The following is an 11159-nucleotide window of genomic DNA, read 5'->3' on the forward strand; positions in this document are numbered from 1 at the left end:
GCGGGTGCATGAGAAGAACAAAGTTCTTCGAAAGGCATCCCCCTCGCGCCTGAGGTGTTTCGGGATCACCTTCTCTACAAACTCCTCGAATCCACATCCACAGCCTGAAAGAGTGCGTTGTGCCTCCCTCTTCTCCCGGGTCCCGGCGTGAAAGTGTAGGTAGGTTACTTCAACTTCGCCCAAAACTATATCTTTCCAGATACAGACATCATCTTGTATGCCGACGAAGACGGTAGTCGAGCGGAAGAAGGCAACCCCGAAGACTAAAAAAACCCTTACTCAGGCTGAAATCCAGGCCAGTATCGATAGACTGGATGCAGACATGGAGAGAGCGGGGAAGGGTCGGAAATATACTCTGGCCGAGATAAAAAAGGAATTTGGGCTATAAATCGATGTGCGGGTACATCTGGTGTGCCGCCTCGAAACCCACTATCAGATGAACCTGAGCAAACCTGTTATCTTTTGCCCCCATCACCTTGTAAAACACGGTGTATTTCCTCTGAACATGTAGCCGGTGAGTGTTCACCCTCCCTTTCAGTTTCTTCTTATTGCATTGTTTGATCGGGGCGAAGAGGTATTCGCCCAGGCAAAACTCTATTTTCTGGATGATTTTTTGGACATACTCGCTGTCAACACGCTCAATTGCCTTAAGATCTTTCTTTGCGCTCTCTGTGATTATGACCTCGTATTTCGTCATGCGCCTCCCTCAGACCTCGACGCCCCGTGCACGCAGCGCGGCGATCACACCCTGCTCTGCCGCCTCAGACATGGGGATGCTCGCCTCCTTCGCGAGGAGGTAGACATTCTCACGGATGTAGATGGAAGTCTGCTGAAAGACCTCTCCTTTTGCGTTGATTCTCTTCATAGCCTGTACGTGGTGAGTATTGCCTCTTAAGGAGGGGGTTCCCCCACCGGTCAGGGAACCCCCCCTTTATCACCCTCTGTGCAGAGTCTCAGATACACGAATATGTCCGGACGTGTCCGGACATGTCCGGACAGGAGAAAAGAGAAATGGAAAAAGGAGAAAAATATAAAACAACCGTAATCCATCGGATTAGAAAAAGGGTGCATACTACAGTATCCCCGGAAACTTACGAGTATCTGAAAGAAACAGCCCTAAACGTGGGCCAATTGCTCGATAACACGGTTTCTGAACTCAGAACGAAAATACCTTCAAAACTGGTTCTAATTTGCAAAAGCGAAGAGGAAAATGGGCCTGGCCGGATTCGAACCGGCGATCTTCGCCGTGTAAGGGCGACGTCATAACCGACTAGACCACAAGCCCTGCGGATGCCTTAGAATATTTGCACCGTGACGGATAAACGTGTTGCCTCTCGGAGATCCCGGGGCAGAGGGGCGGCATCTCTTCGGGGTTCCGGAGCGTCCCGTCGCCGATCCCCGGAATGGTCGAAGACGGGTTTTCTCGAACTCCTTCCCCTTCGGGGAAATCATTCTTCGCGTAAGAGACCGTATCGTCCGGTCCCCTGCCCTCCCGCGGACAGCCATGCATGAGTCGTCCGCCATTCTTCACGGCAGCTCCTGCTGCCGCCCGATTACGTACAAAGGATCGCCGGGTCCGGCCGCAAAAAAGAGGTTCAGATGAAGCCGAACGACTTCAACGTCACGTCGGGGTTGACGGCTCCCACGTGGTAGACCGCGCCCTCGGAGAGTTCGTTGATGACGACCTCGGCCGGCGAGAAGAGCGAGGTGTCGATTTGATAGAAGTCGAAGTTGGCTTCCTTGAAGATCTCATAAAACGGTTTGCCGTATCCCCGGGACTTGTTGCTCGGAATCCTGTCAAGGTAATCCTTGATCTCCGGCGCGTTCATCGTCAGCATGATGCTGCCGTGGTAGATCGTGGCGTCGTTGGTGCTGCCCATCGCCTTCGTGCCGTCCTTCTTGACGGGGGCGATCGGGGCGTGGCCGATCGCGGCGGTGATCTTCTTCGTGTCGAAACCAAGTTCGTTGAGTTTGTAGACCGCCGTCTCGACACAGCGGCCGGCAACCTGGGTTGAGCCGACGACCGACGCCGTGGGGGCCACAACCGCGCAGGTATTTGCAACGTCCACGTTGCAGGCTTCGGCGATATTCTCCATCACGCCTGCGTTCGGGAGGTGGTCGCTCTCAAGGCAGATGACCGCGTAATCGAACTCATCCTCGTAGTCGATGACCTCGTAGGTGTGCTTGGGCTTCAGGGAGAGTGCCCGTGCAGGGCCGCTGCCCATGGCGAAATACTTATTGACGTTGACCGTCCAGCCCGCTTTCTGGGAGCCGAGGCATGCAATGGCCGGGAAGTCGGTGCTGACCTCGATGAACGGGATCGGGACGTCCTTGACCCGGCCCATCGCGATGTCGACCTCACCGAGTCCGCCCATGCAGATCTCGGTGAACCGTCTTCCTGCCAGGTACCCGCCGCTGGTGCTGACGCCGCAGTCAACAATGCGTGCGCCGTTATCGAGCTCGTGCGGGACGGCATGAAACTCCTCGGCGTATTCGAAGAGTTCCTCAAAAATATCCAGTGCCAGTTCGTTTACGCTGAGCATGTGGAAAACCTCATCAGAGTACAAACGGTGGGGAAATAGATAAGGATTATGAATGGATTGCGGGCCCGTAAGATAACCCCGACCCGATCCGGGGTCCCGGAAGGGGAGCGAGAAGTTTTCGGATTAATATTGAGATCGGTGCTTCCGATAGACCTTACTCCGGTTCTCGACCGGAGGTACCGGTCTCCGATGCGGAGCAATGACCTAATGAGTGATCGAGATGCACGAAGAGATGATGATCCATGAATGAGATTCCGCTGGACAGGGTGTATCGCTTCATCGAGCCGGGGCCGGTCGTGCTGGTGACGACCGTGGATAACGGGCACAATAACATCATGACGATGAGTTACCACATGGTGATAGACGACAGCCGTCCTTTGATCGGCTGCATCATCGGGCCCTGGGATCACAGTTTCACAGCGCTTTGTGCGACGGGGGAGTGTGTGATCGCCGTTCCCGCGGTCGATCTCGCATCCAGGGTGGTCGCGATCGGCAACTGTTCTGGCCGGGATATCGACAAGTTCAATGCCTTTGGTCTGACGCCAATGCCTGCTAGACAGGTGAAGCCGCCGCTCGTGGCCGAGTGCCCCGTCAATCTCGAGTGCCAGGTGGCGGATGCAGGTCTGGTCGACAGGTACAACCTCTTCATCCTGGAGGTGGTTAAGGCCTGGGTCGATCCGGAGCGCGCGGAACGCCGGGTCATCCATCACAACGGGGATGGTACCTTTGTAGTCGACGGCGAAACCATCGACTTCCAGGAACAGATGGTGAAGTGGCCGACCTATCTATGCTGAATCGCGGGAGTGTGGCGCCCAACACCGAGCACGAAATAAACGCCGTCAGTCAGACCGTCTGCCCCTGCCCCAGGTGTTCCAGCACGCGCCCGGGATCGTAGCGGAGGCTGATCAGACGGGTTCGCCCCTTTCCCTGGCGATAATTGAGGTTTAAGAGCCGCATCGAATCAAACTTCTGAAGAATCGCGTAGTATCTGGTGTAACTGACCCCCGCCTTCTCCTTGACAAAACGGTAAACTTCCCCGGCGTTCATCTCCCGGTCGTCACGGGCAGCCATCTCTGCAATCCTGCCTAACACCGTCCTCTCTTCGGCCTTGAGCGTCCGGAGCGAGTAGGCCAGGTGCAGGTACCGGGAAACCTCGTATGCCTTGCAGACGTCCTCACGCTCGATAGAACGACGTGCCTCCTTCTCGGCGTTGAGGGTCGCCCGTTTGAGGAGGTCGATGCCGACGCGGAGGTCGCCGCTCTTCATCGTCTGCTCCACCACGAGATCCAGCATATCCGGCCGGAGAATGTTCGGGTAGAGCCCCTGCAGGACCCGCTCCTCAAGGATGCCGTGAACTTCCTCCTCCGAATAGGGGGGGAAGTAGATCTCGGTAGGCCGAAAAACCGACGCCACCCGGGTGTCCACCTCGCTTTGCAGGGCGACGGACATATCGCTGACGATGGCGATTACGCCGATTCGGACTCCCGGGTAGGCCTCGTGGGAGCGGAGCAGGGGATAGAGGACATGGTTGATCTCGTTTTCATAGAGGAGGTAGTTCGCATCGTCGAGCGTCACCAGGAGCACCTGCTTCTCTCGCAGCAGAGTCCTGGCTATGGCGTCGAAGACCTTTTTGAACGACGTACCTGATGCAGGCAACGAGTGCCCGGTAACCCGACGATAGATCTGCGAAAAGACGGCGAACTTGGTGTTGTCGATCTGGCAGTTGATGTAGACGGGGACCAGTTTCTTGGTGTTTTCCTCGATCTCGGCGAGAATTTTCTTGACGCTTGTCGTCTTCCCCGTCCCGGGAAGACCCCGGCAGATGGTATTGAGGGGTCGCCCCCCCCGCAGGCCCGGCTGAACCTGGAAGGCGAGTTCCCTGATCTGGGCATCACGATGATTGAACTGCTCGGGGACATAATCGATCTCGAAGACGTCGGGGTCCCGAAAAAGCGTCTCGTCCCACATGAGCAGGTTCTTCTTCATAATAAATTCCTCGGGTATTGTAGTATATATAACCTCCAGATTGGTATTTCCCATTAACGGGGTTTATGGCTGTTCCATGCACTTTTTACAGAGCGTTTTACCCATAAAGAGCTGGGAGAGTTTTGCCTGCGATTTCGAAACTGCTGCCCCGCATATCTCGCAGACGTCTTCTCCCGGGGCGGCGGCCGGCTTTGCTATGGCCGGTTCCTGTTGCTGCGGTGTCTGTACCGGTCGGGCCGGCTCCGGGTTTTTCTCCTCCTGTTTTGCAGGCGGTTCCGGGATTCGGGGAGGCTCCGGGTGCTCCGGCGCCGGGGGGATCGCTGCCGCGATGACATCGGTCGAAGGGCAGACATCCTCTTCTGTCCGGTGCGTCGGTTCCGCTGCGGTGGTTGCTGGCATCTCTTCCGGGGCCGCTCGTGTGGCCGCCGATGCCTGTGGCTCTGCAGGTCTGGCCGCGAGAACGCGTCGGCGATACGCATTCACCCGCTCTGCGGTCGCCGCATCACCGCGCCCGAATCGTGCAAGCATCCCGTCGAGGAACGTGATAAGGTCGTCCACATCCTCATGGGCCTCTACATCTCCCTTGACCTCGAGACGAAGGTTCTCATAGTTATCGAGGTTGACGGTGATCCCGATGGTGACTTCCTTCTTTCTGGACATATATTCCTGTAAATATTTGTATTCCATTATATACAATCCCACCGGCGGCCTGCAACATTCCTCTCTTCCTTCAAGCCCGGTCCCGGACTCGGCACTCCGGTTTTCGGCGGTGATCCCAATCCTGGAATCCCGATTGGGTATGAATTGTGGTGCTGCTTTGCTTGCGGCGCCCGCTCCCGCTCGAAACGGTTGAAGATCTGGATTCTGGGGAGATATGGATATTGCCGCACCTCTGATTTTTATAGTTGCGAAATTATATCTGGCCGGGCTTACCAGACGTTGCGCGAACCCGTGCGATGGCGGCGAAGCATTGAGACTCCGTTTTTGGGTCTTTGAAGAAATTGGTGGTATTGTATGCGCCTTTCCGTAATCCTGGAGTACATACGGGGTGTTTTATATCGGGAGGCCGCGCTCCGCCCACTTCTGGTCGCCATTGTCTTTGGCCTTCTGCTTGCCCAGAGCGTTGCTGCAGCATCGGCGCCGTCGCTCGTTGTGGCGGCCGGCGATAGCGGCCCGGCATCCAAGATGCAGGCGAACTACATCTGCGACGGTCTCGACGACCAGGCGGAGATCCAGGCGGCGCTCACCGCATTGCCGGGCGGCGGGACGGTCGTTCTCTCGGAGGGCACGTTCAACTGTTCGGGAAGCATTGTTCCGGCGTCAGGCACGACGCTCCTCGGTCAGGGCCCGGAAAAAACAAACCTTTCGTTCAGCCGGAACGGGATGCTCAACATTTCCAGGGAATCCATTACCCTGGACGGGTTTCATATCATGGGGTCCGGCTACGTGAATGCAAGTACGAACACGACCCTCGATCTCAGCCAGTGGCTCGGCGTGCTCACCATCTATGCAAGCGGCACCCGGGTCCACAACGTCACGGGCACCGCCGATTCAAGCATCCAGGCGGTCTTTCTCCTGCTCCACAACCCGAACGTCTACGCGCCCATCCTCGAGGACGTCGAGTTCGTCAACTGCAGGGCCGTGGACACCGGGACCTACGGGTTCCTCCACAATGCCTGGGGAACGGAGAACACGGTGATCCGTAACGTTCGCTACGAGAACTGCGCCGCGATCAACTGCGGTAGGTATGGTCAGTTCAACCCCTGGGTCACCGGGTTCGACTTTGCGGAGTTAAACGACATCGAGGGTCTCCGGGCGATGAACTGCCTTGCTGAGGGCAACCTTGAATCCGGGTTCCACTTCGAGTGGGACCCCGAGAAGCGGGACTGCGTCCTCATTAACTGTACGAGCCGGAATAACGGGCAGAAACCACATCCCAAAGATTACCTGGTGGGCGATCCGGACTTCTTCGGGTCCGGCTTCTACCTTCCGGGAGGGCAGGTATCGCTGATAAACTGCCTGGCCGAAGGGAACAGCGCGTTTGGGTTCTTTATCGTCAACCCGAAGGGTATGCTCCTCTACAACTGTGCCGAGAACGGCACCGGGCGGATCTCGTCCGGCGGCTCCTCTCCAGGGCCCATCTCCTACTGCGTTCTCCAGTCCCTGCCCGTCTCAGAGAACCCCTCTCTTGTGATGGAGCACTGCCGGAGTCTTGATTCAAACGGCTGGGCCCTGTTTGTCTGCGGCACAAAGAACGCGCTCATCAGGAATTTCACCATGACCGATCCGGCAGGCATAGACGGAATCGGCGCGGTATTGGGTTGCCCTTCCGGGAAATTCCTGGTGAACTCGACGATCGATGCGGGTCTCTCCAACTCGACCGTCGATCTTGTCGCATCGGGAGACCGGCCACAAACGCTGGTCTATATCGTGAATAACAGAAACGTCACGTACTCGGGCAGGGTCATCTCCGATGCCGCTTTGCCGGTGTTGGTCGAGGGAGATCGGGTGGGGGTGGACCTCTCCGGCCTCAGGGTGCTTGCGGTCAACAAAACGGCATAGCACCCGGCCACCGTTGCTTCACGCACGGGTGGTTGAACCGGAGGATGGCTGAAAAATCCCCGTCGGCCTTTCCGGCTTCGGAGCCGAACCCGTCTGCGAGAGCGGGTCGGCTAAACCCTTAAATGGTACTTCTGCCTCATAGGGGTATGGGCCGGGCAGAAGACGTTGCGGTTCGATGTGAACCCGGGACGGCAACCTCTCACGTTCACGGCGCCGAAGAAAAATAACGGGCAAGGTCAATCACCCCATGTCGGCAAGACCCCCTCTTGGGCCTGGAGACAGGCGCACTCTCATTGCCATCGCTCTTATACTCTCGGTGATCGGCGCCGTCGTGCTGGTCATGCACTTCTATCCGCCGGGCCCGGCGCTCCCGCCTCCTCCTCCCCCGCCGTTCACCCCGATTCCCACGACGCCGGTAGCGCCCCCGGAGGTGCCCGGGCCGACGATTGTCGTTGCGGCAAGCGATAGCACCTCCGCGTCGAAAGCCCGGGCCGATATCCGGTGCGACGGGACCGGGGATCACCTTGATATTCAGGCTGCCTTCGACGCATTGCCGGCATCGGGCGGCACGGTCGCTCTGACCGAAGGGACGTTCTCCTGCACGGGGAGCATCTACCCCGGCGTAAATGCCATGCTTCGCGGGGAAGGGCCGGAATCAACATTTCTCGAGTTCAGCAGGAACGGGCGGCTCAATGTCTCACAGGAACGCGTCACACTCTACAATTTTCATGTCCGGGGCACCGACTACCCGGATATCGAACCCGACCGCTGGCTCGGTGTGGTCACCCTCTATGCGAGTCACGCGAAGGTCCTCGCCGTTGAGGGAACCGCCGACGCAAGCACTCAGGCGGTCTTTCTCCTGCTCCACGACCCGGACGTCTACGCGCCCATCCTCGAGGATGTCGAGTTCATCAACTGCAGGGCTGTGGACACCGGGACTTACGGGTTCCTCCACAACGCCTGGGAAACGGAGAATACAGTGATCCGTAACGTCCGCTACGAGAACTGCGCCGCGATCAACTGCGGCAGGTATGGTCAGTTCAATCCCTGGGTCACCGGGTTCGACTTCGCGGAGTTAAACGATATCGAGGGTCTCCGGGTGACGAACTGCCTTGCGGAAGGCAACCTCGAATCCGGGTTCCACTTCGAGTGGGACCCCGAGAAGCGGGACTGCATTCTTGAGAACTGCATCAGCAGGAATAACGGACAAAAAGCCTACCCGACGAAGACCTACCGGGAAGATGATATGTCGACGCACTACTTCGGGTGCGGCTACTATGCCCCCCGGGGAGATGTCACCTTCATCAGTTGTTACTCCGAGGGGAACAGCCGGTACGGGTTCTACGCCACCAATGGCGGCAAACTCTACAATTGCATCGATAAATCCGTCGGCGCCGGGAAGGACGACTACCGGATAGTCCAGCCGGCGTCATTCTACGCTGCCCCTACCCGGTCCATATCCCCGTCCCTGGTGCTCGAAAATTGTTCGAGCATCGATTCCAATGGTTACGGCCTCCAGATCGACCTTGCAAGCGATGTCTGGATTAAGAACTTTCACCTGGTGAATCCGGTCGGGATTGACGGAAAGGCGACGGACCTCGGGGGGTCGCAGGGCGGGCCGTTGTCTAACTCCGTGATAAACATCTATGCCTCGGGGGACCGGGCCGAGACGCTGATCTGGGCGAGAAATAACGAAAATGTCGAATATTCCGGGCGGATAGTCTCGGACACGGCAAAGCCGTTCGTGATCGAGGGGGACCGCACCCGCAATGTTCGGATCAAGAATATGGAGATTGTCTCCGCAAACCTCGCGCCGTTCACTAACGGTGTAATCCTCACAAATACAGTACCTTCCGGGGCGGTGACGTTTGAGAACGTGGCGGTCACCTCGAAAGAGCAATGATGCTCGCCGTGTCGGTTCGGGACCCTGCACCCGCCCGGAGGTCCGCCGCCGGGTTCGACCGGAAGGCCGGTACCCGGCGTCATTTCCGGGGCTCTCGTGCGGTCGGGGTGTCTTGCGCGGGGTGGTGCCGTTGATGTCTCCCGGGGTGCGGCAGGGGGTCGGCCTGCCGTCCCGGGGGACGGAGATGCAAGCCCTTAAATTCTCATTATTTTATATTCTTTTAAGAATTATAATGGGTCTCCGGGTCCCGTTGGCCGGTCCAGATAGTCCCCCGGGATCTCATGTTCCGGCGGTCATTCTCCGGCGCTTCCATGATAAAATTTTATATTATATATGTGCCTTTCTATTTCTACTTCACCACTTAAAATTGTAAAAATTACCAATTTTAAGCAAATATATTGATTTATTTGAAGTTCTGGCATATATTATGCGTTTAATCAATTTGAAAAACATTTTAAATTTGAGGCATCAGATAATGCAATGCCTCCTAAGAGGTGAGATAGTGCGAGATAGACGGACAACGAAGCTTCTAATCGCGGTGTTCCTGATCGTCGGGCTTGTCCCGATTGTCGGAGCACTCGAGACGACCCCCGACGTGGTTGTCGCGGCAAGCGACAGTAGTGCGGCCGACAAAGCAGCGGCCGACTATGTCTGCGACGGGGTCAATGATCATGTGGAGATTCAGGCAGCACTGAATGCCCTGCCATCATCCGGCGGTGTTGTCCTCCTTTCCAGCGGCACATACAACTGTGCGGGGATCATTGCTCCCAAAGCAGGCTCTACTCTGATGGGGGAAGGTGAATCGGAGACATTCCTGAAATTCACCCGCGATGGACGCATCAACGTCGACCGTGAGCATGTGACCCTCGACGGGTTCCACGTCGCGGGCAGCGGCTACAGCAGCGGCGTCAAGTGGCTCGGCGTGATCACCGTCCGGGCAAGCCATGCTGCGGTCCACAACCTCACGGGAACCGCGGATGCAAGCATTCAGGCGGTTTTCCTCCTGATTCACGATCCGGCGGTATACGCTCCGACCCTCGAGGACATCGAGTTCGTCAACTGCAAGGCCGTGGACACCGGGACCTACGGGTTCCTCCACAACGCCTGGGGTTCGTCGAACAAGGTGATCAAGGACGTCCGCTACGAAAACTGTGCCGCGATCAACTGCGGCAAGTACGGTCAGTTCAACCCCTGGATCACCGGGTTCGACTTTGCGGAGTTAAACGACATCGAAGGTCTCCGGGTGACGAACTGCCTCGCTGAGGGCAACCTTGAGTCCGGATTCCACTTCGAGTTCGACCCGAAGGTGACGGACGCCGTCCTTGAGAACTGCGTGAGCCGGAACAACGGGCAGAAGCCCTTCCCGAGCCGGGCCTACAACCCGAACGACATGTCGACCCACTACTTCGGATGCGGCTACTACGCCCCGAACGCCGACGTGACGTTCCTCAACTGCACGGCGGAGGGCAACTCCATGAACGGGTTCTACACGACGAACGGCGGAAAGCTCTACAACTGTGTCGAGAAGAACACCGGTATCGGAAGGACCGACTTCTCTTACCGGGTGCCGGCCGGCTACTACAGCGTCCCGACCCGCTCTGCGAACCCCTCCCTGGTGATGGAGAACTGCACGAGCATCACCTCGAACGGCTACGGCCTCCAGGTAGATCTCGCGAACAATGTGAAAATCCGGAACTTCTACCTGATCGATCCGGTCGGGTACAACGGTAAGGGTTCGAGCCTCGGCGGTACGAACGGCCAGTTCGACAACGCCGAGGTGAGCATCTACGCATCGGGCAACCGTGTGGAGACGCTGGTCTGGGCGAAGGAGAACGAGAACACCGTCTTCTCCGGACAGATCGTCTCCGATGCTGCAAAGCCCTTTGTAATCGAAGGCTACGGCACGCGGAACGTCCTTGTTAAGGACATGGAGATTATCTCAAAGACCCTCCCTGCCGGTTCCTCCGGCGTGACCGTCGTCGGCACGGTTCCGGCCGGTCAGGCGACCCTTCAGAACGTCAGGGTGACGCCCACCGGATCGCCGGTACCCACTCCGACCCCGACCGTCCCCGTGACGCCGGTCCCCACCACCCCGGCCCCCTCCGGGAAGCCGGACCTGGTGGTGACCGATATCTCCTGGACGCCGGCAAACCCGGCCTCCGGGG

10 protein-coding genes, 1 tRNA gene and 1 pseudogene are annotated in these 11159 nt (G+C 57.7%); 5 read left to right on the forward strand and 7 right to left on the reverse strand.

What is annotated here, in order from left to right; translation table 11 throughout:
- A partial coding sequence (locus tag BRA42_RS11610) for a hypothetical protein (protein WP_342772153.1) occupies window positions 1-183 on the reverse strand: 183 nt, incomplete at its 3' end.
- A 34-nt stretch (window positions 184-217) separates the two neighbouring features.
- On the opposite strand from BRA42_RS11610, the gene BRA42_RS11615 reads away from it, so the two are divergent.
- Window positions 218-388, forward strand: coding sequence for a hypothetical protein (locus BRA42_RS11615; RefSeq protein WP_292410984.1), 171 nt, complete (start codon window positions 218-220; stop codon window positions 386-388).
- Here BRA42_RS11615 and BRA42_RS11620 read toward each other — a convergent pair.
- The 4 genes from BRA42_RS11620 to mch all read right to left on the reverse strand — a co-directional run bounded on the left by BRA42_RS11620 (window position 383) and on the right by mch (window position 2543).
- Entirely contained in the window at window positions 383-697 is a 315-nt protein-coding gene (locus tag BRA42_RS11620) for a type II toxin-antitoxin system RelE family toxin (RefSeq protein ID WP_292410983.1), read from the reverse strand. The two genes, BRA42_RS11615 and BRA42_RS11620, sit on opposite strands and share 6 nt — an antisense overlap.
- Before the next feature lie 9 nt (window positions 698-706).
- Window positions 707-865 carry a hypothetical protein gene (locus BRA42_RS11625; protein WP_342771138.1) on the reverse strand — a complete coding sequence of 53 codons (159 nt, stop codon included), beginning with the start codon at window positions 863-865 and terminating at the stop codon, window positions 707-709.
- 346 nt (window positions 866-1211) lie between these two features.
- Window positions 1212-1285 (reverse strand) — tRNA-Val (locus BRA42_RS11630).
- A 310-nt stretch (window positions 1286-1595) separates the two neighbouring features.
- A complete protein-coding gene (gene mch, locus BRA42_RS11635; protein WP_292405546.1) occupies window positions 1596-2543 on the reverse strand; it encodes a methenyltetrahydromethanopterin cyclohydrolase in 948 nt (315 codons plus the stop codon).
- Window positions 2544-2785: 242 nt separating this feature from the next.
- Here mch and BRA42_RS11640 point away from each other — a divergent pair, with 242 nt between their 5' ends.
- Window positions 2786-3337, forward strand: a complete 552-nt coding sequence (locus tag BRA42_RS11640; protein WP_292405549.1) for a flavin reductase family protein — start codon at window positions 2786-2788, stop codon at window positions 3335-3337.
- A 49-nt stretch (window positions 3338-3386) separates the two neighbouring features.
- On the opposite strand, the gene BRA42_RS11645 is transcribed toward BRA42_RS11640, so the two are convergent.
- Both BRA42_RS11645 and BRA42_RS11650 read right to left on the reverse strand, forming a co-directional pair.
- Window positions 3387-4529, reverse strand: coding sequence for an ORC1-type DNA replication protein (locus BRA42_RS11645; protein WP_292405552.1), 1143 nt, complete (start codon window positions 4527-4529; stop codon window positions 3387-3389).
- Between the two features lie 63 nt (window positions 4530-4592).
- The gene (locus BRA42_RS11650; RefSeq protein WP_292405554.1) at window positions 4593-5189 is read right to left on the reverse strand and encodes a hypothetical protein; all 597 of its coding nucleotides are present in this window, start codon (window positions 5187-5189) and stop codon (window positions 4593-4595) included.
- 354 nt (window positions 5190-5543) lie between these two features.
- Between BRA42_RS11650 and BRA42_RS11655 the strand changes: the two genes are divergently transcribed.
- From BRA42_RS11655 to BRA42_RS11665, 3 genes and pseudogenes are all read left to right on the forward strand, one after another.
- Window positions 5544-7091, forward strand: a complete 1548-nt coding sequence (locus BRA42_RS11655) for a glycosyl hydrolase family 28-related protein (protein ID WP_342770580.1) — start codon at window positions 5544-5546, stop codon at window positions 7089-7091.
- Between the two features lie 247 nt (window positions 7092-7338).
- Complete coding sequence (locus tag BRA42_RS11660) at window positions 7339-8994, forward strand: hypothetical protein (RefSeq protein ID WP_292405560.1); 1656 nt, start codon at window positions 7339-7341, stop codon at window positions 8992-8994.
- Window positions 8995-9496: 502 nt separating this feature from the next.
- Window positions 9497-11159 (forward strand): annotated as a pseudogene (locus BRA42_RS11665) (glycosyl hydrolase); the annotation flags it as partial.

It is taken from the genome of Methanoculleus sp. UBA374, assembly GCA_002508705.1.
GTDB lineage: Archaea > Halobacteriota > Methanomicrobia > Methanomicrobiales > Methanoculleaceae > Methanoculleus > Methanoculleus palmolei.

Coding starts and splice junctions, on each gene's coding strand:
- mch (WP_292405546.1), bottom strand. CDS start 2,543: ATGCTCAGCGTAAACGAACTGGCACTGGATATTTTTGAGGAACTCTTC.
- BRA42_RS11655 (WP_342770580.1), top strand. CDS start 5,544: ATGCGCCTTTCCGTAATCCTGGAGTACATACGGGGTGTTTTATATCGG.
- BRA42_RS11650 (WP_292405554.1), bottom strand. CDS start 5,189: ATGTCCAGAAAGAAGGAAGTCACCATCGGGATCACCGTCAACCTCGAT.
- BRA42_RS11640 (WP_292405549.1), top strand. CDS start 2,786: ATGAATGAGATTCCGCTGGACAGGGTGTATCGCTTCATCGAGCCGGGG.
- BRA42_RS11645 (WP_292405552.1), bottom strand. CDS start 4,529: ATGAAGAAGAACCTGCTCATGTGGGACGAGACGCTTTTTCGGGACCCC.
- BRA42_RS11620 (WP_292410983.1), bottom strand. CDS start 697: ATGACGAAATACGAGGTCATAATCACAGAGAGCGCAAAGAAAGATCTT.
- BRA42_RS11615 (WP_292410984.1), top strand. CDS start 218: ATGCCGACGAAGACGGTAGTCGAGCGGAAGAAGGCAACCCCGAAGACT.
- BRA42_RS11660 (WP_292405560.1), top strand. CDS start 7,339: ATGTCGGCAAGACCCCCTCTTGGGCCTGGAGACAGGCGCACTCTCATT.
- BRA42_RS11625 (WP_342771138.1), bottom strand. CDS start 865: ATGAAGAGAATCAACGCAAAAGGAGAGGTCTTTCAGCAGACTTCCATC.